The organism is Nguyenibacter vanlangensis (assembly GCF_038719015.1).
In the GTDB taxonomy this organism is placed as follows: Bacteria; Pseudomonadota; Alphaproteobacteria; order Acetobacterales; family Acetobacteraceae; genus Gluconacetobacter; species Gluconacetobacter vanlangensis.
Genome location: NZ_CP152276.1, coordinates 631,036 through 654,206, shown reverse-complemented (window position 1 = coordinate 654,206; position 23,171 = coordinate 631,036). Strand labels below are relative to the sequence as shown.

Here is a 23,171-nt window from a genome sequence, read left to right as displayed (position 1 = left end):
GCGGGCGTTAAACGATCGCCGGCCCGCCTCCGCAAGCGCCTCTGCAAGCGCCTCTGGGGGCCGGCGACACGGTTCAGACCAGTTTCTGCTTCAGGGCCGCGGTCAGCTCGCGCGTCCCGGCGGTGCCGCCCAGGTCGCGGGTCCGCGCCGCGCCGGTGGTCACCACGGCGTCGATCGCGCCCTGGATCCGGGTGGCCAGGTCCTGGCGCCCGACATGCCCCAGCATCAGGTTCGCGGCCATCAGCAGCGCCAGCGGATTGGCGACGTTCTTGCCCGCGATATCCGGCGCCGAACCGTGCACCGCCTCGAAGATCGCGGCCTTCTCGCCGATATTCGCGCCCGGCGCCATGCCCAGCCCGCCGACCAGGCCGGCCGTCAGGTCCGACAGGATGTCGCCGAACAGGTTGGTGGTGACGATCACGTCATACTGCCACGGATCGATGACCAGTTGCATCGCGCAGGCATCGACGATGCGCTCGTCGCATGCGACGCGGCCTTCATATTCCTTGGCGACCTTGCGGCCTTCCTCCAGGAACAGCCCGGTCAGCAGCTTCAGGATGTTGGCCTTGTGGACCAGCGTCACCTTCCTGCGGCCGTTCTTCACCGCATATTCGAAGGCGAAGCGGACGATGCGATTGCATTCGGCGCGCGAATTATAGCCCGCGCCCATCGCGATCCCGTGCGGGTCGTCGCCCACCGGGATGTAATGTTCCATCGCGGCGTAATAGCCTTCCAGGTTCTCGCGGACCAGCACCAGGTCGATATTCTCGAACCGTCCGCCCGGCACGATCGTGCGGGTGGGGCGCAGATTGGCATACAGCCCGAATTCCTGGCGCAGCGTCACGTTGATCGACTTGAACCCGCCGCCGACCGGCGTGGTCAGTGGGCCCTTCAGCGCCAGGCCCGTGCGATGGATGCTCTCGATCGTCTCCTTGGGCAGCGGGTTGCCCGTCGCGTCGACTGCCGCCATGCCCGCCAGCCGCTTTTCCCAGGCGAAGGGCGCACCCACCGCGTCCAGGATCTCGATGACGGATTCCACGATCTCGGGCCCGATTCCGTCGCCGGGGATCAGGGTTGCCGGAATGGTCTTTTCAGCAGCGGACATTGTCGAAATTCTCCCTCTGTGCAGGATCTCTGACAGCCATCCGGCATGACCCGCACCGTTCGCGAGGCGGTACGATCACGCCGAGGCCCGTATCGTGGTAGGCCGGTGGCCGGCGGGTGACAATTCCGCTCCCCGCCGCCCCCCGGCCTTTCCCGGTCACATTATGCGGCGCTACGCCGCCCCGAGCGGCGCCCCCCCGAGCGGTGTACAGGCCGCGCGCAGCCAGGCCGCCTCGGCGTCGCCCAGATGCGGCGCCACCGCGTCATGCACCCGCGCGTGATAGGCGTCGATCCAGGCGATTTCCTCCGGCGTCAGCAGGCCCGCATCGATCAGGCGCCGGTCGAAGGGCGCCAGGGTCAGCGTCTCGAACGCCAGGAAGGACCGGTTCGCCTCCGCCGCCGCCGGCCGCGCCAGCAGCAGGTTCTCCAGCCGGATCCCGAACGCGCCGGGACGGTAATAGCCGGGCTCGTCCGACAGGATCATCCCGTCCTCGACAGCCACCGGCCGATGGACCGGCGAAATCGAGGCCGGCCCCTCATGGACCGACAGGTAGCTGCCCACGCCGTGGCCCGTGCCGTGGTCGTAATCCATCCCCGCCTGCCACAGCGCATAGCGCGCCAGCGCATCCAGCGCATGGCCGGTGGTGCCGGCAGGGAAACGCGCCCGCGCCAGGGCGATATGGCCCTGCAGCACGCGGGTAAACGGCCCGCGCACCACGTCCGGCCCCGGCTCCCGCCCGGTCCAGATCGTGCGCGTCACGTCGGTGGTGCCGAACGGATATTGCCCGCCGCTGTCGATCAGATAGACCTCGTCCGCCCCGATCGTCCGATCGGTCGCCTCGGTCACCCGGTAATGGATCACCGCTCCGTTCGGGCCCGAACCGGAAATCGCCGGAAAGCTCTCGCCGCGATAATCGGGACTGAGGGCGCGAAACGCGTCCAGCCGTGCCGCCGCCGCCAGTTCGCTCCGCCCGACCCCCTCGCTGTCCAGCCAGTGCAGAAAGCGGCACAGCGCGATTGCGTCCACCAGATGGGCGCGCCGCGCGCCATCCTGCTCCACGCCGTTCTTGCGCGCCTTGGGCACGACGCACGGATCGCCGCCCCGCGCCACGGTGGCTCCGGCGGCCTCCAGCGCCTGGACGAACCAGATCGCGGTCCCCGCCGGGTCGATCCGCACGCGCCGCCCGCCCAGGGCGCCCAGCGCCGCGTCCAGTTCGCCGGGCGGCCGGACCGTGACGTCCGCCCCCAGCCATGCCGCCGTCTCGGCCGGCACGCGCGCCGGGTCGATGAACAATTCGACCCGCGCATCGTCATGCAGGATCGCAAAGGCCAGGCAGACGGGCGTATCGGGCAGGTCGCGGCCGCGAATGTTCAACAGCCACGCGACCGATGTCGGGTCCCCCAGCACGACGGCCTGCTGCCCGTCCCCGGCCAGGATCCTCGCCATGCGCGCCCGCTTGGCCGCACTGGCCTCGCCGGCGAATTCCAGGCCGTGCGCCAGGCACGGGCCGGCCGGCGGGGCAGGGCGGTCGGACCAGATCGCGTCCACCGGATTGGCGGCCAGCGGCACCAGCGTCAGCCCGGCATCGACAAAGGGCTGCAACCCGGCCTCGGCCATCAGCCGCGGGTCATAACCGATACGCAGCCCCCGGCCGCCATTCTCCGCCAGCCACTGCGCCGGGGGCGTGTCGCGGATATGCAGCCGCGCCCACGCCGCGCCGTCCACCTGCTGGTCCATCTGGGTGATGTAGCGGCCATCGGAAAACACGGCGGCCGGCCCGTCGCGCAGCACCACCGCCATGCCGGCGCTGCCGGTAAAACCGCTCAGCCAGGCCAGCCGCTCGGCGCAGGGCGCGACATACTCGCCCAGATGCTCGTCCCCGCGCGGCAGGATGACGCAATCCACCTCCATCCGGGCCAGAACGGCGCGCAATGCCGGCAGGCGCGAGGCGATATCGGTCATGGCATCATCCTTTATATTTGAAATTCAGCCTATTATTTTACATTCATATCATGCCGTCTCAGCCGGCATGACCGCCGGACGGCTTGCGCAGCACCAGCGTGGTCCAGTCGCCTTCGGTCAGCCGCCGCTCCAGCACCAGCCCCTGACGCCGGTGCGCGGCCAGCACCATGCCGGCCTGGCCGTGCAAGAGGCCGGCCAGGATCGCCGTGCCCCCCGGCGCCAGGTGCAGCGCCAGGTCCTGGGCCATCAGGCAGAGCGGCCGCGCCAGGATGTTGGCGAACACCAGGTCGAACGGCGCGCGCCGCTTCAGCCCCGGCGTGCGCCAGCCATTGCCCAGCCGCGCCTCGACCAGCGCCCCCAGCCCGTTCAGCGCGGCATTCTGCCGGGTGGTGCGCACCGACCACGGCTCGATGTCGATCGCCAGGACCGGCCGGCGCAGCAGCGCCGCCGCCGCCATCGCCAGAATGCCCGACCCGCAGCCCATATCCAGGATCCGCCTGGGCCGGCGATGCGCCACCCGTTCCAGCGCGCGCAGGCAGCCCCGGGTCGATCCATGCTCGCCCGACCCGAACGCCATGCCGGCATCCAGCGTGATCGCGATCCGGCGCGACGCGCTCTCGCCATCCAGATGCGTGCCGCGCACCGCGAAACGCTGCCCGACCAGTTGCTCGGGAAACGATTCATAGGTCCGCGCCAGCCATCCCTCGGCCTCGGTCCGCACCCGGTCCAGCGCCGCCTCATGCCCGGTGACGGCGGCCGCCAGCGCCAGCGCCGCGGCCAGTTCGCCCTCGCCATGCCCCAGGTCGCGCACGCCCTCGACACGCCACAGGATCTGGCTGTCATCCATCTCGAAGATGCCGATCGTGGTGCAGACGACCGACAGCGCCTCCTCATAGGCTTCGACGGCTTCCGCCGGCACGGTCACGGCTATGGTTTCCAATTCCGTCGCATGCCGACGGGCCAAGGCCGTCATGATAGCTCGCTCGTCATGATATCTTCTCGATAAATTGGTCCAGGACACGTTTGGACCCCGCCTTTTCGAAGGCGATCTCCAGCCGGCTGCCATCGACCGACGTCACCGTCCCGTATCCGAATTTCTGGTGGAACACCCGCTCGCCCGCCCCGAACGCGGCCGATCTCGCGCCGGACGCCGCGTCGGGGGCCGTCCCGCGCGCCAGCGCCTCGGTCATCCGCGCCCGCCGCGCCACGACCGGAAAGGCCTGGGAAAATTCCGGCGCATGCCCGAATGTCCGCGTCCGCGCCTGGGATGCCGCGCCGCTGGTCGCGACATGTTCGTCGGGCAGTTCCTCGATGAACCGGCTGGGGATCGCCGACTGCCAGTTGCCATAGATCCGCCGGCTGGCGGCGTGGCTGATGATCGCCCGGTGCCGCGCGCGGGTAATGCCGACATAGGCCAGGCGCCGCTCTTCCTCCAGCCCCTTCAACCCGCCCTCGTCCAGGGTCCGCTGGGACGGAAACACCCCTTCCTCCCAGCCCGGCAGGAACACGGTGTCGAATTCCAGCCCCTTGGCGCCGTGCAGGGTCATCAGGCTGACCCGCGCGTCCCCGGCATTCTCCTCGTTTTCCATCACCAGCGCGACATGCTCCAGAAACCCTTCCAGGCTCTCGAAATCTGCCAGCGCCCGCACCAGTTCCTTCAGGTTGTCGACGCGGCCCGGCGCCTCGGGCGACGGATCGGCCTTCCACATGTCGATATAGCCGGCCTCCTCCAGCAGCGTCTCCACGACCACCACATGCCCCTCGCGCGGCAAGGCGTCGCGCCCGCGCTGCAGGCAGTCCATCAGCGCCGCCATCGGCTCGCGCGCCCGGCCCTTGATCTCGCCGCCCGCCAGCAGGTCCTGCACCGCCTGCGTCAGCGGCATGTTCCCGGCCCGGGCGGCGGCGTGGAATTTCTGCAGCGCGGCCGCCCCGATGCCGCGCCTCGGCACGTTGATGATCCGCTCGAACGCCAGATCGTCCGCCGGCTGGCTCAGCACGCGCATATAGGCCAGCGCATCGCGGATTTCCGCCCGCTCGTAGAATCGCAGCCCCCCCACCACGCGATAGGGCACGCCCAGCGCGATCAGCCGCTCCTCGAACGCGCGGGTCTGGAATCCCGCCCGCACCAGGATCGCCATCTCGGCCAGGGAATGGCCCCCGGCACGCAGCCGCGCGATCTCCTCGCCGACCATCCGGGCCTCGTCGTCCGAATCCCAGACCGCGACCACCCGCACCTTCTCGCCGGACGAATCCTCGCGCCCCGGGCGCAGCGTCTTGCCCAGCCGCCCGTCATTATGCGCGATCAGCCCCGACGCCGCGCCCAGGATCTGCGCGGTCGAACGATAATTCCGCTCCAGCCGCACGATGACCGCGCCCGGGAAATCGCGTTCGAAGCGCAGGATGTTCTCCACTTCCGCCCCGCGCCAGGAATAGATCGACTGGTCGTCGTCCCCCACGCAGCAGATATTGGCGCTCTGCCCCTCGCGCTGCGCCAGCAGCCGCAGCCACAGATACTGGATCGTGTTGGTGTCCTGGTATTCGTCCACCAGGATGTAGCGGAACAGGCGGTGATACTGCGCCAGCACGTCGGGCCGGGTCCGCAGGATCTCGGTCACGTGCAGCATCAGGTCGCCGAAATCGCAGGCGTTCAACTGGATCAGCCGCGCCTGATAGGCCGCATAGGCCGCCCGGCACTGTCCGTTCGCGAAATCCGTGTCCTCGGCCGGCGTCACGCGCTCGGGCGTCAGCCCGCGATCCTTCCAGCGCTGGATCACCCCCAATATGCCCTGGGACGGCCAGCGCTTGGCGTCGATGCGCAGCGGCTCGATCACCTGCTTCAGCAGGCGTAGCTGGTCGTCGGTGTCCAGGATGGTAAAGCCGCTGCTCAGCCCGACATATTCGGCATGCCGGCGCAGCATGCGCGCGCACAGCGCATGGAACGTCCCCAGCCACAGCCCCTCGACCGGCGTGCCCAGGATCGCGCCGATCCGCTCGCGCATCTCGCGCGCCGCCTTGTTGGTGAAGGTCACCGCCAGGATCTGGTGCGGCCGCGCGCGGCCGGACAGCAGGATATGGGCGAAGCGCGTGGTCAGCACGCGGGTCTTGCCGGTCCCGGCGCCGGCCAGGACCAGCAGCGGACCGTCGGTCGTCTCGATCGCCGCCCGTTGCTCGGGGTTCAGGCGCTGCAGATAATCCGGTCGGTCGGAAGAAGGGTTTGGGCTATGGGTCACGTTTTCCGTATAGGGCGTCCGGCGCCGGACGTGAAGGAGAAGGCCGAATGACAGGAACGGGCAGGGATGCCGCGAACGCCGCCTCGCGTCATGCCCCGTTCAAGGAGACCGGACCAGCGGGCCACCGCGCCCGCATGCGTGCCCGGATCCTGGCCTCCGGCGCGGCGTCGCTGGCCGATTACGAAATCGTCGAGATGCTGCTCTTCCTCGCGATTCCGCGCCGCGACACCAAACCGACGGCCAAGGCGCTGCTGAACCGGTTCGGCAGCCTGGGCGCGCTGCTCTCGGCCTCGGCCGAGCAATTGCGCGCGGCCGGCCTGTCCGACCGCGTCGCCCTGCCGCTGATGCTGCCCGCCTGCGTGGCCGAACGCCTGTCGCGGTCCGACCCGCTGACCCGCCAGCACGTGCGCGACTGGGACGCGGTGCTGACCTATTGCGATACGATTCTCGCCGACGCCCCCGCCGGGCAGATGCGGATCCTGTTCCTGGACAGCGGCAATCACATCATCGCCGACGAACCGATCGACCCCGCCCTCGACCAGGGCGACCTGGACGCGATCCAGCGCCACATCCTGCTCCGCGCGCTCGACCTGCACGCCACCGCCTTCGTGGGCATCCGGCTCGCCGCGGCCTGGCCGCCGCCGGCGGCGCTGGTCGATCGCGATGCCGTGCTGATGCAGGCCATCTCCTACCACGCGCAGAACCTGTCCCTGGCGGTGCAGGACCACCTGATGCTGCGGCGTGGCCAATGGTTCAGCCTGCGCCAGCAGGGCAGGCTGTAAAAGCCTGCCTCAACAGCCCGCCTCCAAAAGCTCCCGGCGCCCCTATTCGGCCGCCGGGTGCATGTGCGCGGCCGCCAGTTGCGTGCGGATCGCGCCCAGCAATTCGCCCGGATCGTTCACCAGCGCGTCCGCCCCGGCCTCGGTCAGCTCCTCCTCGCCGCCATAGCCCCACAGCGCGCCCAGCGCGCGCACATGGTTGGCATGCGCCCCGCTGATGTCGAACCGCCGGTCTCCCACCATCACCGCCCGCGCCGCCGGCACGCCCTGCTCATGCAGCAGGCACGCGATCAGCTCGGGCTTCTCCGCGCCGCTATCGTCGGGTTGGGCGCCGTACAGGGCGGTGAAATACCGGGTCAGCCCGCGCAGGTCCAAAATCGCTCGCGCCAGGTGCACCGGCTTGGACGTCGCCAGAAACAGCCGCGCCCCCGACTGCGCCACGGTCTCGATCACCGTGTCCATCCCGGCAAAGACCGCGCTGCGATGCATGCCCTGCCGTTCGTAATGATAGCGATACAGCCTGACAGCTTCCTCGGCGCGGTCGTCGCCGTAATGCTCCAGCACTCGCGCCACCAGATCGTGCAGCGGCGGCCCGACCACCCAGGTCAAATCCACCTTCGGGTCCGGCTCGTGACCCAGATCGCGCAGCGAATCGTGCAGCGAACCGATGATTCCGGCGCGCGAATCCACGATCGTGCCATCGAGATCAAGAAGAACCGCATCGTGACGGGTCAGCGGGAATGGGGCATTCATGCCGGCAACGCTCCTCGTCCAGTACCCCGAAGCTGAAATTCACCGGATCTCAGCTTCGGGGTGCCAGCTTAATCAATCATTTAACGGCCCGCTGATCTCCGAAATTCATCCACGAATTCCCGAGGCACGACTAGGCTTCGAATCTCCTATATACTGGCAGGTCGGGGCTGTCGCGCCCACGGCCGGCCCGCCCCGCACCCGACTCGAGGATTTCAAGGCATGAATGCGATCCTGGCCGGGCAGGGCGGGGACCTGGACGATACGACCCTGCTGGCCGCGATCCTGGCGCTCGCCCTGCCGCCCAGCGCCGACGCCCCGGCCGTCGCCGCGCACCTGCTGGCGCGTTTCGGCACCATCGGCGCCGTCTTCGCCGCCGAACCCGACGAACTCGCCGCCGCGACCGCAGGACGCGAACAGGTCCGCACCCTGCTGCCCCTGTTGCGCGAGGCCGCGATCCGCCTGATGCGCGCGCGCATCCGCCAGGGCAACCTGCTGGCCCGTCACGAGGCGCTGACGGCCTATCTGCAGGCGTCCCTGGCGCGCGAGACGGTCGAGCAATTCCGCGTCCTGTTCCTGGACCGCAACGCGCGCCTGATTTCCGACGAGGTCCTGGCCCAGGGCACGATCGACCAGACCCCCGTCTACCCGCGCGAAGTCATGCGCCGCGCCATCCGGCTGAAGGCCAGCGAACTGATCCTGGTCCACAACCACCCTGGCTGGAACCCGATGCCGTCGCGTGAGGACATCGCCATGACCAGGCGGCTGGAACAGATCGCCGCCGTACTGGGCCTGCGGGTGCGCGACCACGTCATCGTCGGCAACGGCGCCTCGACCAGCTTCCGCCAGGCCGGCCTGCTCTGACGGCGCATCGCCGTCCCCGGTCATCTCCCCGGCTATCCTCCGGTCGCGTTGACATGCGTGGCGTTCAGCGGCGTGCCCGCGATCGTCAGGCGGTTCCGTCCCCCGCGTTTGGCGGCATATAGCGCCTGGTCCACCCGATCCATCAGCGCTGACCGGGTCTCGGCCCCCTCGCGACAGGCCACGCCCATGCTGATGGTCACATGAAGCGACGGGCCGGACCGCACCTCGATCGGCTCGGCCGACACCACCCGCACGATGCGCCGCGCCAGCCCGACGGCCCGTTCGGCGGTTTCGCCCACGATCAGGATCGCGAATTCCTCGCCGCCGATCCGCGCCACCAGGTCGGTATCGCGCAGGGCGGCCTGCACCGCCGTCGCCACCCGCCGCAGCACGATGTCGCCGACAGGATGACCGTACCGGTCATTGATGGACTTGAAATGGTCCAGGTCGAACATCGCCACCGCCACGTGCGGCGCCGCTTCCGGCAGGCAGGCATCCAGCGCGTGAAAGAAGGCGCGGCGATTGGGCAGGCCGGTCAGCTCGTCGGTGTTGGCCGCCAGCTCATGGGCCGCGGCGATCTGCCGGTTCCGGGCGTCGACCGTCATCTGGTCGGTCACGTCGCGGATCAATCCGCCGAACCCACGCCCGCCGTCCAGGCGATAGGCCACGATCTCGGCATGGCGGATTGCGCCGTCCCGCCGGCTGATCCGCACGATCTGGCGCAGATCCTGCCGCTGCCCACCCCGCAACTCCGCCTCGGCCAGTGCGAGGGCCGGACGATCCTCCGCCACGATTCCGTCCAGCATCGGCTGGCCGATCCGGCTCGGCACGTCGAATCCCGACATCCGCTCGAAGGCGGGGTTCAGATAGCTCCAGTGCCCCCCGTCATCGACGCGGAACAGCACGTCCCCCACCCCGTCGGCCAGCAGGCGGAAATCCTGCAGCCGCTGTTCGGCCAGGGCCGTCTTCTGGTCGCGCTGCGTCAGCACCGCGCCCAGCGGCAGCGCGCAGAAGAAGATGGTCGCCAGGTCGAACTCGAAAATATAGACCTTGACCGCCGACGGCCCGTGAAAGGCCATTCCCGGCCCGCTGCCGGTAAAGATGAAGAAACTGCCGATGATCCCGATGACCGCGACGGACAGCGCCGCCCCCTGGGCATAAAGGCGATAGGTCGCCAGCAGCAGCGGCGGCAGCAGCAGGAACTGCACCGGATAGCGCGACTGGCCGAACGCGACGATGGCGGCCACCGCCGCCAGGACCATCAGGGCCAGCACCGTCAGGCGCCGCGGCATGCGCGCACGCGCCGCCATGTCGCTACCATCGCCATGGGGGCCATCGCCATGGGGCCGCAGGGCCAGCAGCATCGGCACGATGATCAGCAGGCCGGGCAGGTGCCCCATCATCCAGATCATGCCGCCGCCGATCCAGGCCCGTCCCTCGCCGAGAAATAGTGCCCCTCCGGCCACCAGAGCCGAGCACAGAACCGACAGAAAGATCGCGACCGCGAAACGGAACGCCCAGTCCACCCGCCCGAAAAAATTGGAAACCGGACTGATACGCCGGACCAGCCCCGCCGCCAGGACGACCTCGATCGTGTTAGCCCCCGCAAAGCCCAGCACGACGATCCAGGGCCGATGGTCCTCCAGATTGACCAGCGCCGCCATGATGAACAGCAAAAGCGGATAAAACCGCCGGTCGAACCCCGGTATGCGCAGGATGGCGGCCAGCATCACGGCATTGGCCGGCCAGATCATCGACACGCCGCCGCCATGCCGGGTCCAGGTCACGCTCGCCAGCGCGCACAGGCACCAGACAACGCAGATCGCGACCGTCGCGATCCCGCGCCCGTCCGAACGCCTGCTCAAGACCCCGTTCAGGGCCCCGTTCAGCGTTCTATCCAGAAAATTCCCGCCCGGAAAAATGCCCGTCATCACCGACTGCGCGCCGCCTCTCCCCGGGCCCTACAATGCACGGACCCTACAATGCAACGGACACGGGGGAAGCGCCATAACGGATTAACGGACGGACGGACGCCCAGGATCTCCGTTATTGCGGCAAGCCGAAATCATTCACCGCCCTGTACAGGGTCGGATCGTTGACATCGCCGACGGCGCGCATCACCGCGTCGCGCCGGCAGGCCGAACGCGCGATGACCCGTCGCAGATCCTCGGCGATCGCGGTGCTGTCGCCACAGGCTTCCAGCGCCGCGCGGTCCAGCCGCCGCACCAGGATGCGGGCCCGCGCCTCGGTCGCCAGGTCGGCCCTGAAATACCGCACCGGCACCTTCTGGACGGCACCCTCGACGGTGACCCGTTCCTGCGGCGCGGCGTCGTCCTGCGCCATGGCAGCCATCGGCGCCAGCATCAGCAGGGCCGCGACACCCAGCCCGATCGGCCTGCATGAGAACCCGTTCATGATACATATCCCCCAATGGACGCTGTCCGGGACACGTCAAACGGCCCGTTCCCGGCCCGTCATTTGCGTCCATCATCAAGACATCCGGGAACGATACGCGCGAATTCTTCGTCTTTATTCCGTCAGGACATCTCCCAGGACATCTCCCAGGCCATCTACAAGTCCGGTTTTACCGAACCATGCGCCTACGGGACCATATGGTGCAGCATGTCGTCGGCCAGCGCGATCACCGCCGTCAGCAGCGACAGCAGGGACACGACCGGCGCCAGCCATTCCAGCCGGCTCCGCGGTTCCGCTTGCCCCACCGGCGATCCGGACATCCTGGACACATCCTCCGGCTCCAGCCCCAGGGGACATGCATGAAACGTGTCGACGGGCGCGCAACCCGGCGCGGCGGCACAGACGGTACGATCCGACGGCACGAACCGGTCAGCTTTCAGCATCGCAATGCCTCCCTCTACAGGTCAGACAACAGCCAGCTCACAACCCGAAAATAGAAATCACGCACACACATCCTCAGCCCGAAACGCGCTTGGTCTTTTTTTGGGGGCCCATCGGGCCGCCTGCGTCGTTTCGCATATTGTGTGTTGCAACAGAGGCACGATATCAGATCCATACCGTCCCGGTCCACGGCCGAGTCGCACCAGAACGCTCCGGCGGGTCACAGATTCGCGCGCATGGTAACGCAGGTCAGCCATGCATGTTGGGCATGGTTCCCGCCGCATGGAATGGTGCCGGGTGAGGGATTTGAACCCCCGGCCTTCGGTTTACAAAACCGCTGCACTACCGCTGTGCTAACCCGGCATCGGCGTATGAAACCGACCAAGGCAAAGGGCCGCAATCACGCCTGCTCGCGCCTTTCTGCCTCTCTCCGCGCGGCGGGTCAAGGGCATCCGCCGGCCGGCGGGCAAGGCGCTCAAATGCCCGGCCGGGGGGAACCGCAAAACCACCCCGGCGTTCGGCATCTACGCGGCCCGGGGCGATCCGGACCGAAAAATCCCATATATTTTCTGGATTTTCCTCATGCTTCTGGATTCCATGATCATCGAGGTCGACGGTACCTTCCTGGGTGCCGCCATCCTGCTCGCAGGCGGCCGGCGGCTGCGTTTCTACGCCGTCCATGACAGCGTCCGCGCCCTGCACAACCAGGTCCGGCCCGATTTCGAATCCCTGCGCCGCAGCGTCGCCCTGCAATTCCGCCGCTTCGGCCTCGGCGCGCCGCCCTCTCCGTCCTGACGGGCGAGAGGGCGGCCTTCAGGAGTGCTGATAGATCAGCCGGGCGCGGATGGTGCCCTTCAGGTCGCGCAGCCGGGCCAGGATGCGGCTGTCCTTCTCGACATCCCGCCCCGTATCGGCCTCCACGACCACATAGCCCAGCTCGCCATCGGTCTGCAGGTACTGCGCGGTGATGTTGCAGCCCTCGCGAGAGAAGATCTCGTTGATCTGCATCATGATGCCCGGAACGTTGCTGTGCACGTGCATGAAGCGCGTGCCGCGCGGGCTTTCGGGCAGTTGCACCGTCGGGAAATTGACGGCGCCCAGCGTCGAGCCGACGTCGGAATACTCGATCAGCTTGCGCGCCACCTCGACGCCGATCCGCTCCTGCGCCTCAGCCGTCGACCCGCCGATATGCGGGGTCAGGATCACGTTGTCCAACCCCTGCAGCGGCGAGGCGAACTGATCCCCCGCCCCCTTGGGCTCGACGGGAAAGACGTCGATCGCGGCACCCAGCAGGTGCCCGTCCTTCAGCGCCCCGGCCAGCGCGTCCAGGTCGACGACGTTGCCCCGCGCATTGTTGATCAGGAACGACCCCGGCTTCATCGCGCGGATCTGCGCCGCGCCGATCAGGTTCGCGGTGCTCTCCAGTTGCGGCACATGCAGGCTGACCACGTCGCTCTGCGCCAGCAGGTCGTTCAGCGTCTCGACCGGGGTGGCGTTGCCGTGCACCAGCTTGTCGATCACGTCGTAATAGATCACGCGCATGCCGAACGCCTCGGCCAGCACCGACAATTGCGACCCGATCGAGCCATAGCCGACGATGCCCAGCGTCTTGCCCCGCACTTCCCAGCTATTGGCGGCCGACTTGTTCCAGCCCCCTTCATGGCACTGCACGGATTTGGGGAAGATCCGCCGCATCAGCATCACGACCTCGCCCATCACCAGTTCGGCAACCGAGCGCGTATTGCTGTACGGAGCGTTGAAGACCGGGATGCCCTGGACCCGCGCGGCCGTCAGATCAACCTGGTTGGTGCCGATGCAGAAACAGCCGACCGCGATCAGCCGGTCCGCCGCCGCGATGATCTCGGCGGTCAGTTGCGTGCGGGAGCGGATGCCGACGATATGCACCCCCTCCAGCGCCTCGCGCAGCGCGGCCCCTTCCAGGGCCTTGGGCAGGCGCGTGACGTTCTCGTACCCGTTCGCCCGCAGCAGCGACACCGCACTGTCATGAATCCCCTCCAGCAGCAGGATGCGGATCTTGTCCTTCGCCAGGGACAGGTGGCTGGTGGTCTCGCTGCTCATGTCGAATACTCGCGCCTATTCGAAGAAGATGTCGCTCCTATCCGATCGACGGATGGATGCCTAGTGTCCTGCCCGAGAAACTCTTATGAGAATTTCTCGGATCAGCAGGCCACCAAAATTTCCAGTGTCCGGCCCGGGAAATCCACGACCCGATCCCGCGGGCCGCCGCCGGCCGTCGCGTGCCACGAGCGCACATCGGTACCACGCCGCCCGCATTCAAGCGGCCGGCGCGGCACCCGTCACCCGCCGGTCGTCAGCAGCGACGACGCCACCCCCAGCAGCGCCGGATCGCCGACCGCCAGCACGGTGCCGTCGCTGCCGGCATGCAGCGCCTGACCGTGCCAGTCGGTCACGCGCCCCCCGGCGCCCTCCACCACGGGCACCAGGGCCGCCCAATCCCAGATCTTCATCGTGCATTCGGCAATCACGTCGATCTGCCCCAGCGCCAGCAGGCCATAGGCATAGCAGTCGCCGCCCCATGTCACCCGCTTCACCTGCCGGCTCAGCGCCGCCCAATGCGGCGTGGGGGCGCCGGCGATCATCTCGGGCGAGGTACAGGACAGTTCCGCCAGCCCGATCGCGCCACAGCGCCTCGTCCCCGGCACGCCGCCCCAGCGCGGCTCATGACGCGATTCATAGCGCGTCGGCCGCCCCCTTACGCCGATCCAGCGTTCGCCGGTCACCGGCTGGTCGATCACGCCCAGCACCGGCACCCCATCCTCCAGCAGCGCGATCAGCGTGCCGAAGATCGGCCGGCCGGTCAGAAAGGCCCGCGTCCCGTCCACCGGGTCGATCACCCAGCAATACCGGCCCCCGTCGCGCTCCAGCCCAAACTCCTCGCCCAGCACGGCATGCTCGGGCAGGCGTTCGGCCAGCACGGCACGCATCGCGCGCTCGGCCGTCCGGTCGGCGATCGTCACCGGGCTCTCGTCGCTCTTGTCGTCCGCCGCCACCCCCATCCGGAAGAAGGGGCGGATCACGCACCCCGCGACGTCGGCCGCCGCCTCCGCCGCCGCCAGCAACCGGTCCGCGTCATGCAGGCTCACCGTCATTTTCCTCCGTCGGACAGGGTATGCAGAAAGGCGATGATCGCCGCGCGGTCCCCCGCTTCGGGCACGCCCGGAAAGGCCATGCGGGTGCCGGGGGCGAAGCGCGCCGGCGCCTCCAGCCAGGCCGACAGCGTGTCGTCGGTCCAATGCTCCGCCTTGTGCGCTGCCAGGGCGGGCGAGAAATCATAGCCCGGCATGTCTCCGACCGCACTGCCGGCGACGCCGTACAGGTCGGGGCCGATCATCGCGGGTCCGCCCTTGGCAAAGCTGTGGCACATCGCGCACATCCGGGCCGCAAGGGCCTGGCCGGCCTTGGGGTCGGCATGCGTGACCGCTTCGGCGATCGATTCGGCGCCCGGCGGGCCCGCCGCACCGGGCTGCCCGCCATCCGCGGGCTTCGGCAGCACAAACAGCGCATGGGCAGGAATGTCGGACGGCACGACCAGATAGCCCGCGCCGATGCTGCCCGCCATCGCCAGCACGGCCACCAGGATGGCGGCACCGATACGGTTCGCGTTCTTGCTGTCCATCCGGGATACGGGGCTCCGCCTGCGTTTCGGTTGCATAGAGGCAGCACCTTACCTAGACTGCGCGCCGCCTTGTGTGAAGCATCGCCCGGCCGTTCCACATGGGACGGGGTTTTCATGTCCGCACCGGCATTCCACCGTCGGGATCGACCAAGCTGCTTCCGTTGTCCAAGGCCCCATCTTCCCCCATGAACCCGATCATCGTCATCCCCGCCCGCATGGCCTCCGTGCGGCTGCCGGGCAAACCCCTGGCCATGATCGGCGACCGGCCCATGATCCTGCATGTGCTGGCGCGCGCGCGCGCCGCCGATATCGGCCCCGTCGTCGTCGCGGTCTCCGATCGCGACCTGGCATGCGTGGTCCAGGACGCCGGCGGCACCGCCATCCTGACCGACCCGGCCCTGCCGTCGGGCTCGGATCGCGTGTGGCAGGCGCTCGGCCATGCCGACCCGGACGGCCGGCACGACGTCGTGATCAATCTGCAGGGCGACCTGCCGGGGCTGGATCCCCGCACCCTCGGGGCCGCGCTGCGCCCCCTGGCCGATCCCCGCACCGATATCGGCACCCTGGCCGCCCCCATCGCCGATGCCGACGAGGCCGCGCGCGATTCGGTGGTCAAGGTCGCCTGCGCCTTCGCCGACGACGATCCGCACGGTACCGCCCGCGCGCTGTATTTCTCCCGCGCGGCAATTCCCTGGGGCACGGGCCCGCTCTGGCACCATGTCGGCATCTACGCCTATCGCCGCGCGGCCCTGGCCCGTTTCGTCGGCCTGCCGGAATCCGCGCTGGAACGGCGGGAGAAGCTTGAACAGCTCAGGGCGCTCGAAGCCGGCATGACGATCGGATGCTGCCGCATCGACCACGCGCCGTCCGGCGTCGACACGCCGGACGACCTGGCCCGCGCACGCCGCGCGCTGACACAGGAAGGGCAGCGGGGAGGGGAGGCATGACCATGTCCGCGCCAAACACACCCACCCACGGCATCATCGCCTTCCAGGGGCGGCCCGGGGCCTATTCCGACCTGGCCTGCCGCCAGGCCCGCCCGGGCTGGGCCACCCTGCCATGCGCGACCTTCGCCGAGGCCATCGCGGCGGTCCATGACGGCCGGGCCGACCAGGCGATGCTGGCGTGCGAGAACAGCCTGGCCGGCCGGGTGCCCGACATCCACGCGCTGCTGCCCCAGGCCGGGCTGCACATCGTGGGCGAGCATTTCCAGCGGGTGGAGCATTGCCTGATGGGCGTTCCCGGCAGCACGCTGGCCACCGCCCGCCGCATCCATACCCACCCCGTCGCCATGGCCCAGATCCGCGGCATCATCGACGAGCTGGGCCTGACCCCGGTCGTCGAATTCGACACGGCCGGCTCGGCCGAACTGGTGGCCCAGTGGGGCAACCCCGAGGACGTGGCCGTCGCCTCGTCGCTCGCCGCCGAACTGAACGGCCTGGTCATCCTGCGCCGGAATGTCGAGGACGCGTCGCACAACACCACGCGCTTCTACATCGCCTCGCGCGACGCCACCCGCCCCCCGGCGGGCCAGCCCGACACGATCACCACCGTCCTCTTCCGCGTCCGCAACACCGCCGGCGCGCTGTACAAGGTGCTGGGCGGCTTCGCCACCGCCGGCGTCAACATGACCCGTCTCGAAAGCTACATGCTCGACGGCTCGTTCGCCGCAACCCAGTTCCTGATGGACGTCGAAGGCCACCCCAACGACCCGGCGCTGTCCCGCGCCCTCGCCGAACTCGCCTTCTTCTCCGAAAACGCATCGATCCTGGGCGTCTATCCCGCCGCCCCCTTCCGTCGGGACGTCCCTCAGAACACGGACGTCGGACAGACGGGCGCCAAACAGGCGGACAAACGATAGGGGGCAGGGCCTCCACGGACGCAAACGGCCCGCATCGGGCCTTTCGCAACCGATCGAGAGTTGTCTTGCCCCCGCACCCCGCATTAACAGAGGCATGAACGGACCGGCGCCCCGTGGCCCCTGGACCCGCCCCAAGGCAGCGCCCATTCTCAAAGACTGCGAGATTCAAGTGGAAACGACCATGTTCAAGGGCTCCATCACCGCCCTGATTACGCCGATGGACACCGACGGATCGCTGGATTTTCCGGCATTCGGGCGACTGATCGACTGGCAGGTGACCGAGGGCAGCTCGGGCGTGGTCCCGATGGGCACGACGGGCGAAAGCCCGACCCTCAGCCATGACGAGCATGCCCGCGTCGTCGCATTCACCGTCCAGACGGTCGCCGGCCGCATCCCCGTCATCGCCGGCGCCGGCTCCAACAGCACGGCCGAGGCCGTCGCCATGGCCCGCCATGCCAAGACCGCCGGCGCCGACGCGGTCCTGGTGGTCGCGCCCTATTACAACAAGCCGACGCAGGAAGGACTCTACCGTCATTTCATGGCGGTCGCGGACGCCACCGACCTGCCGCTGTTCATCTACAACATTCCCGGCCGCTCGGTCGTCGATATCTCGGTCGAAACCATGGCCCGCATGGCGCGGCACGCGCACATCGTGGGGGTGAAGGACGCCACCGCCAACCTGCTGCGCCCGCTGCAGGTCCGTCGCGCCATCCGCCACAAGCCCTTCATCCAGCTTTCCGGCGAAGACGGGACCGCCGTGTCCTTCCTGGCAGCCGGCGGCACGGGCTGCATCAGCGTCACCGCCAACGTCGCCCCGCGCCTGTGCGCCGAAATGCACCGCGCCTGGCAGGACGGCCGCGTGGCCGACGCCATGGCGATCCAGGATCGGCTGTCGGCGCTGCACGACGCGCTGTTCTGCGAAAGCAACCCCGGACCGGTGAAATACGCGGCCAGCCTGCTGGGCCTGGCCGGCGAGATCTGCCGCCTGCCGCTGGCCCCGCTGTCCGACGAATCCCGCGCCCGGGTGCGCGATGCCCTGGCCCTCGCGGGATTGCTGAACTAGCCCATGGCCGAGAAGAAAAAGAGCGGCATGATCTCGACCGGGATCGCGGCACAGAACCGCAAGGGCCGCTTCAACTACACGATCGTCGAGACGATCGAGGCCGGGCTGGTCCTGAAGGGCCCCGAGGTCAAGAGCCTGCGCCTCGGCCGCGCCACCATCAACGAAGCCTATGCCGGCGACCGTAACGGCGAGATCTGGCTGTTCAACAGCTATATCCCCGAATATCAGGGCGGCGTCCTGTCGCGCTTCGATACCCGCGCGCCGCGCAAGCTGCTGCTGCACCGCAAGCAGGTGGACAAGCTGCTGGGCGCCGTGGCGCGCGACGGCGTCACCCTGGTGCCCCTGGATATTCACTTCAACGCCCGCGGCGTCGCAAAAGTCACGCTGGGCATCGGCGAGGGACGCAAGAAGGCCGACAAGCGCCAGGCCATCGCCGATCGCGACTGGCAGCGCGACAAGGCCCGACTGATGCGTAACAAGGGCAGGGACTAGAGCATCATCCGACCGGACGGGCGCATCCGGTCGGATAAAGATGCTCGCTAAAACAATGAGCTAGAGCCATATCCGTGAACCGGTGTGAACGGATATGGCTCTAGACCCGCCATTCCCGAAACGAGGCCCAAAATAAAACGGGGCCGCCCGAAGGCGACCCCGTCATCCTGTCCGGCATCCGCCGAAGCAGTCAGTCGACGCTGATCGACGCGGCCTCGGGGCCCTTCTGGCCCTGGACGACCTGCACATTGGCCGTCTGGCCTTCCGTCAGGCCGGTCAGGCCCGAACGTTCCAGCGCCGAGGCATGGACGAAGATGTCCTTGCCGCCGCTTTCCGGCGTGATGAAGCCAAAGCCCTTGGTCGCATTGTACCACTTGACCACGCCGCGCATTTCCTGCGCATGCGACAGGTCGGGGGCAGGGCGCGACGGGCGGCCGCCAAAGCCGCCGGGGGCGCGCGGCGCGCCGAAGCCGCGGGGGCGTTCCGGCTGAGCGGTGCTCTCGTCGACCGACACCACCGAGGCGACCTGGCGCCCCTTGGGCCCCTGGCCGATACGCACCACCAGGGTGGCGCCCGGCGACACCGAATCGTGGCCGCTCTGTGCCAGCGCGTTGGCGTGCAGGAAAACATCGCCCGACCCGTCCGACAGCTCGACGAAGCCGAAGCCCTTCTCGCTGTTGAACCACTTGACGGACGCACTGATCTCGGGCCCCGAAGCGATGACTTGCGAGGGTCCACCCATCGGGCGACGCGGACCGCGGTCGCCAAATGAGGGCGGCGCCGACATGAAGTCGTCGTCAAATCCGCCGCGGCGCGGGGAACGGGGGCTGCGGTCGGTCCTGTTACTTCTCAACGGTCGTAATCCCGAAGTGTAGTTGGCGGGTCCTGTCTCAGGAGGCCACCTGATGAAAAAACTTGCTGGATCAAGGAATTACATAACCGTTCCTGAACCGCTCTCGACGGTTGGCGCGGACAGCGTCCTCTTCCCGCATCGACACTAGCACGAAAGCGCCGGTGTCGAACACACATAAGCATATCCCCCCACGCCGGTTCCATCATCATTTCGCCTCATCCCGACTTCCCGGCGGCCGGAATTCTGACAACAGCGCGATCAGGAAGCGCGTCTCGGGCTTTCTCCCGAGGCGCGAACGCTCTAAACAGCTCAAAAGAGAACGTTATGTCGCGCCGTTGCGACAAACCTGGCATTCGGGCCCGGCATTCGGGGCGACCGCCAGCTAAAGACCGGCAGTGAAGGAAAGCGGATGGACCAGGCAAACACGCGGAACAGAACCGGCCGGATCATGCGGGCCGGCATGCTCGCCGGCATCGGCGGCCTGGCGGCGATCCCGGCCAGGGCCACCCCGCTCCAGGACCCGTACGGCACCTGGACCATCCAGGCGGAAAACGACGCGGTCAGCACGCTCAAGGGCACGTCCGACCAGTACTATACCAGCGGCCTGCGCATAAACTGGACCTCGGGCACCGACAACCAGCCCGCGCCGATCGAAACCCTCAACCACGCCATCCTCGGGCCGGGCGTCACGCGCATCAGCCTCGGCGTGCAGCAGACCATCTTCACCCCCCACGACACGCAGGCCGTCAATCCGCCGGCCGGCGACCGGCCCTATGCCGGTCTGATGCTGGGCACGGTCAACCTGATCAACGACACCGATCTGTCGCGCTCGGTCTTCGGCATCCAGTTCGGCGTCATGGGCCCGGCGGCGCTGGGCCGTCAGTTGCAGAACGGCTTCCACAACCTGATCGGCGACACGCCCAACCGGGGCTGGAGCCACCAGTTGCAGAACCAGCCGATCTTCCAGGTCCAGGCCGGCCGCACCTGGCGCCTGCCTCTGGCCGATCTCTACGGGATCGAGATGGAAATGCTGCCCGCCGTCGCCGCGGCGGCAGGCGACTACCGCATCTATGGCTCGGTGGCCGACACGTTCCGCCTCGGCCAGGGCCTGCGCAGCGATTTCGGCACCCCGACCATCGGCTCGGGCACCGACGGCACCGACGCCTACCGCCTGACCCGTCCGCTGGCCTGGTACGTGTTCGGCAACGTGACCGGCTACGCCGTCGGCTACGACGCCACGCTGCAGGGCAACACGGTGCGCAACAACTCGCCTCACGTGCCGGTCAACTGGGACGTGGGCGAAATCCACGCGGGCGTCGCCGTCATGTGGCACGGCATGCGCCTGTCCTACAGCCAGACCTGGCAGACGCAGCAATTCCGCGGCGCGCGCAGCGGCCTGTTCAATTTCGGATCGGTCGACCTGTCGGCCAAGTTCTGATGGCCAAGTTCTGACAGGCAGGTCCTGACAGGCAGGTTTCGGCGGACGGGCCCCCAGCGGACAGGCGGGCGGGTCAGCCGGACCGCAGGATGCGGGCGGCGTCATGCCGCCCGAACAATTCCAGCAGGCAGGTGACGGCATTCCGGCGGGCCGCGCTCACCGCGCCGCCGGCCACCCGCTGCGCGTCCTGCGCCGCGATCGTCATCAGCAGGTCCAGCCGCGTCCCGGTCGCCAGGCGCAGGTCCGGCAGGCCGGACTGGCGCCGCCCCGTCAGGTCCCCGCCGCCGCGCAGGCGGAAATCCTCGTCCGCGATCAGGAACCCGTCCTCGGTATCGCGCAGCAGCGACAGCCGCCGCCGCGCCGTCCGGCTCAGCGCATCGTCATGCAGCAGCAGGCAGAAGGATTCGTCCGCGCCGCGTCCCACCCGCCCGCGGAGCTGATGCAGTTGCGCCAGCCCGAATCGCTCGGCATGCTCGATCACCATGACCGTGGCGGCCGGAATATCCACTCCGACCTCGATCACCGTCGTCGCCACCAGGATGCTGGTCTTCCCCGCGGCGAAATCGGCGATCGCCGCCTCGCGCACCGCGATATCCTGCCGCCCGTGCGCCAGCCCCACCCGGCCGGCGAAACGATCCTCCAGCGCGGCGAAACGCGCCTCGGCCGCGGCGATGTCCACCGCCTCGCTCTCGCTGACCAGCGGACAGACCCAGAAGATCCGCGCCCCGCGCCCGATCGCCCGCGCGATCCCCGCCAGCACGTCGTCCAACTGCGCCATGGCATGCAGCGAGGTCCGCACCGGCTTGCGCCCCGCCGGCTTCTCGTTCAGCCGGCTGACCTGCATCTCCCCCCACTGGCTCAACAGCAGGGTGCGGGGGATCGGGGTCGCGGTCATGACCAGCACGTCGGTCCGGTCGCCCTTTTCCCCCAATTGCAGGCGCTGCTCCACGCCGAAGCGATGCTGCTCGTCGATCACCACCAGCGCCAGGTCGGCAAACGCCACCTTGTCCTGGAACAGCGCATGCGTCCCCACCACCAGCGGCGCACGGCCCGATTCCACGTCCTCCAGCACCATCCGCCGCGCGCGGCCCTTCACGCTGCCGCTCAGGAACGCCACCGGCACCGGGGCCAGCCGGCTGAACGTCGCCAGGTGCTGCCGCGCCAGGATCTCGGTCGGCGCCATCAGCGCGGCCTGGTGCCCGGCCTCGACCGCTCCCAGCATCGCCAGCAGCGCCACCAGCGTCTTGCCCGCGCCGACATCGCCCTGCAGCAGCCGCATCATCGGATGCGCCGCAGCCATGTCCGAATCGATCTCGCGCAGCGCCCGGACCTGCGCCCCGGTCGGCACATGGCCGAATCGCGCCAGCGCCTCGGCGCGCAACGCGCCGGTGGCGGCGACCGCGCGGCCCGGCCGGTCGCGGTTGCGGCGCCGGGCCTCGGCCATCGCCACTTGCTGCGCCAGCAATTCGTCGCAGGCCAGGCGCTGCCGCGCCCGCTCCCACGCCGCCCCGCAGGCATCGTCGCACAGCAGCTCGGGAAAGGATTCGGGGCTGTGCAACTGCCGCAGCGCGGTTGCGAAATCCGGCCAGTGCCGCCGGGCCACCAGTGCCGCATCCAGCCATTCGGGCAGGAGGGGCAGGCGCAGCAGGGCCTCCCGCAGCGCGCCGCGCACATGGCGCGCAAACAGTCCCGCCGTCAGCGGCCAGACAGGCTCCAGCGCCGGTATCCGCTCGATGCGCCCGCCCGCGACGACATGCTCCGGATGCGCCATCGACAGCCGGTCGCCGAAAGCCTCCAGCATGCCCGACACCGCGACGGTGGCCCCCACCGCCATCTGCCGCGCCTGATAGGGCGAAAAGAACACCAGGTCGGCGCTGCCCGTGCCGTCCGATATCTGCACCCGCCAGGGCTGGCGCGTACCGCGCGCCGGCGCATCCACCCGGCGCACCACCGCCTGCAGCGTGCAGACCTGCCCCGGAATCGCATCGCGCAACGCCGGCCGGTACCGCCGGTCGATCACCGACTCCGGCAGATGGAACAGCAGGTCGATCACCCGCCCGCCCCGCGCCGCCCGCGCCAGCAGCCGCGCCACAGCGGGACCCACGCCCGGCAGGCTGTCCAACGGCGCCAGCAGCGGGGCGATTGCGTTTTCCGGCCCGTCCTGAAGAATACTGTCCACCACGCGCCGCTCGACCGTCCCTCTCGTTCCGTCCCGGTGCCCAGCCGGGCTGACAGGACCCCGTCGGAGGGCTATAGGACA

Annotated in this window: 21 protein-coding genes and 1 tRNA gene; 8 read left to right on the top strand and 14 right to left on the bottom strand. The window is 68.8% G+C overall.

Annotated features, from left to right (window positions below):
• Positions 1-73 precede the first annotated feature (73 nt).
• The 4 genes from AAC691_RS03080 to AAC691_RS03065 all read right to left on the bottom strand — a co-directional run bounded on the left by AAC691_RS03080 (position 74) and on the right by AAC691_RS03065 (position 6,297).
• A complete protein-coding gene (locus tag AAC691_RS03080; protein ID WP_342628908.1) occupies positions 74-1,105 on the bottom strand; it encodes an isocitrate/isopropylmalate family dehydrogenase in 1,032 nt (343 codons plus the stop codon).
• 171 nt (positions 1,106-1,276) lie between these two features.
• Positions 1,277-3,067 carry an aminopeptidase P family protein gene (locus tag AAC691_RS03075; RefSeq protein WP_342628907.1) on the bottom strand — a complete coding sequence of 597 codons (1,791 nt, stop codon included), beginning with the start codon at positions 3,065-3,067 and terminating at the stop codon, positions 1,277-1,279.
• Positions 3,068-3,125: 58 nt separating this feature from the next.
• Positions 3,126-4,040 carry a 50S ribosomal protein L11 methyltransferase gene (locus tag AAC691_RS03070; protein ID WP_342628906.1) on the bottom strand — a complete coding sequence of 305 codons (915 nt, stop codon included), beginning with the start codon at positions 4,038-4,040 and terminating at the stop codon, positions 3,126-3,128.
• 13 nt (positions 4,041-4,053) lie between these two features.
• Complete coding sequence (locus AAC691_RS03065; protein WP_342628905.1) at positions 4,054-6,297, bottom strand: UvrD-helicase domain-containing protein; 2,244 nt, start codon at positions 6,295-6,297, stop codon at positions 4,054-4,056.
• Between the two features lie 47 nt (positions 6,298-6,344).
• Here AAC691_RS03065 and AAC691_RS03060 point away from each other — a divergent pair, with 47 nt between their 5' ends.
• Positions 6,345-7,079 (top strand): JAB domain-containing protein, encoded by a 735-nt coding sequence (locus tag AAC691_RS03060; protein WP_323991139.1) that lies wholly within the window; start codon positions 6,345-6,347, stop codon positions 7,077-7,079.
• 42 nt (positions 7,080-7,121) lie between these two features.
• On the opposite strand, the gene AAC691_RS03055 is transcribed toward AAC691_RS03060, so the two are convergent.
• On the bottom strand, positions 7,122-7,829 hold the full coding sequence (locus AAC691_RS03055) for an HAD hydrolase-like protein (RefSeq protein WP_176640497.1): 708 nt from the start codon (positions 7,827-7,829) through the stop codon (positions 7,122-7,124).
• Positions 7,830-8,048: 219 nt separating this feature from the next.
• Here AAC691_RS03055 and AAC691_RS03050 point away from each other — a divergent pair, with 219 nt between their 5' ends.
• Entirely contained in the window at positions 8,049-8,690 is a 642-nt protein-coding gene (locus AAC691_RS03050; protein WP_342628904.1) for a RadC family protein, read from the top strand.
• A gap of 32 nt (positions 8,691-8,722) precedes the next feature.
• Here the strand turns inward: AAC691_RS03050 and AAC691_RS03045 are convergent, their stop codons facing one another.
• From AAC691_RS03045 to AAC691_RS03030, 4 genes are all read right to left on the bottom strand, one after another.
• Entirely contained in the window at positions 8,723-10,555 is a 1,833-nt protein-coding gene (locus AAC691_RS03045) for a diguanylate cyclase (RefSeq protein WP_342628903.1), read from the bottom strand.
• Positions 10,556-10,736: 181 nt separating this feature from the next.
• Complete coding sequence (locus AAC691_RS03040) at positions 10,737-11,105, bottom strand: UrcA family protein (protein WP_342628902.1); 369 nt, start codon at positions 11,103-11,105, stop codon at positions 10,737-10,739.
• Positions 11,106-11,290: 185 nt separating this feature from the next.
• Positions 11,291-11,548, bottom strand: a complete 258-nt coding sequence (locus tag AAC691_RS03035; RefSeq protein ID WP_342628901.1) for a hypothetical protein — start codon at positions 11,546-11,548, stop codon at positions 11,291-11,293.
• A gap of 286 nt (positions 11,549-11,834) precedes the next feature.
• Positions 11,835-11,909: transfer RNA gene (locus AAC691_RS03030), tRNA-Thr, on the bottom strand.
• Positions 11,910-12,128: 219 nt separating this feature from the next.
• On the opposite strand from AAC691_RS03030, the gene AAC691_RS03025 reads away from it, so the two are divergent.
• Positions 12,129-12,341 carry a hypothetical protein gene (locus AAC691_RS03025; protein WP_342628900.1) on the top strand — a complete coding sequence of 71 codons (213 nt, stop codon included), beginning with the start codon at positions 12,129-12,131 and terminating at the stop codon, positions 12,339-12,341.
• Between the two features lie 18 nt (positions 12,342-12,359).
• Here AAC691_RS03025 and serA read toward each other — a convergent pair whose 3' ends face one another.
• The 3 genes from serA to AAC691_RS03010 form a co-directional block, all read right to left on the bottom strand.
• Complete coding sequence (serA, locus tag AAC691_RS03020; RefSeq protein ID WP_176640035.1) at positions 12,360-13,625, bottom strand: phosphoglycerate dehydrogenase; 1,266 nt, start codon at positions 13,623-13,625, stop codon at positions 12,360-12,362.
• Positions 13,626-13,864: 239 nt separating this feature from the next.
• Positions 13,865-14,677, bottom strand: coding sequence for an inositol monophosphatase family protein (locus AAC691_RS03015; protein WP_342628899.1), 813 nt, complete (start codon positions 14,675-14,677; stop codon positions 13,865-13,867).
• A complete protein-coding gene (locus AAC691_RS03010) occupies positions 14,674-15,204 on the bottom strand; it encodes a c-type cytochrome (protein ID WP_342628898.1) in 531 nt (176 codons plus the stop codon). Before AAC691_RS03010 ends, AAC691_RS03015 begins: the two co-directional genes overlap by 4 nt.
• 185 nt (positions 15,205-15,389) lie before the next feature.
• Here AAC691_RS03010 and AAC691_RS03005 point away from each other — a divergent pair, with 185 nt between their 5' ends.
• The 4 genes from AAC691_RS03005 to smpB all read left to right on the top strand — a co-directional run bounded on the left by AAC691_RS03005 (position 15,390) and on the right by smpB (position 18,620).
• Entirely contained in the window at positions 15,390-16,151 is a 762-nt protein-coding gene (locus AAC691_RS03005) for a 3-deoxy-manno-octulosonate cytidylyltransferase (protein ID WP_342630124.1), read from the top strand.
• Between the two features lie 2 nt (positions 16,152-16,153).
• The gene (locus AAC691_RS03000; RefSeq protein ID WP_342628897.1) at positions 16,154-17,065 is read left to right on the top strand and encodes a prephenate dehydratase; all 912 of its coding nucleotides are present in this window, start codon (positions 16,154-16,156) and stop codon (positions 17,063-17,065) included.
• A 181-nt stretch (positions 17,066-17,246) separates the two neighbouring features.
• The gene (gene dapA / locus AAC691_RS02995; protein ID WP_408906050.1) at positions 17,247-18,128 is read left to right on the top strand and encodes a 4-hydroxy-tetrahydrodipicolinate synthase; all 882 of its coding nucleotides are present in this window, start codon (positions 17,247-17,249) and stop codon (positions 18,126-18,128) included.
• Positions 18,129-18,131: 3 nt separating this feature from the next.
• Positions 18,132-18,620 carry an SsrA-binding protein SmpB gene (smpB, locus tag AAC691_RS02990; protein ID WP_176640644.1) on the top strand — a complete coding sequence of 163 codons (489 nt, stop codon included), beginning with the start codon at positions 18,132-18,134 and terminating at the stop codon, positions 18,618-18,620.
• A 190-nt stretch (positions 18,621-18,810) separates the two neighbouring features.
• Here the strand turns inward: smpB and AAC691_RS02985 are convergent, their stop codons facing one another.
• Entirely contained in the window at positions 18,811-19,473 is a 663-nt protein-coding gene (locus tag AAC691_RS02985) for a cold-shock protein (protein ID WP_323991127.1), read from the bottom strand.
• Positions 19,474-19,921: 448 nt separating this feature from the next.
• Here AAC691_RS02985 and AAC691_RS02980 point away from each other — a divergent pair, with 448 nt between their 5' ends.
• Positions 19,922-20,911 (top strand): lipid A deacylase LpxR family protein, encoded by a 990-nt coding sequence (locus AAC691_RS02980; protein ID WP_342630123.1) that lies wholly within the window; start codon positions 19,922-19,924, stop codon positions 20,909-20,911.
• Positions 20,912-20,984: 73 nt separating this feature from the next.
• Here AAC691_RS02980 and recG read toward each other — a convergent pair whose 3' ends face one another.
• Positions 20,985-23,093 carry an ATP-dependent DNA helicase RecG gene (gene recG / locus AAC691_RS02975; RefSeq protein WP_342628895.1) on the bottom strand — a complete coding sequence of 703 codons (2,109 nt, stop codon included), beginning with the start codon at positions 23,091-23,093 and terminating at the stop codon, positions 20,985-20,987.
• Positions 23,094-23,171: the final 78 nt, after the last annotated feature.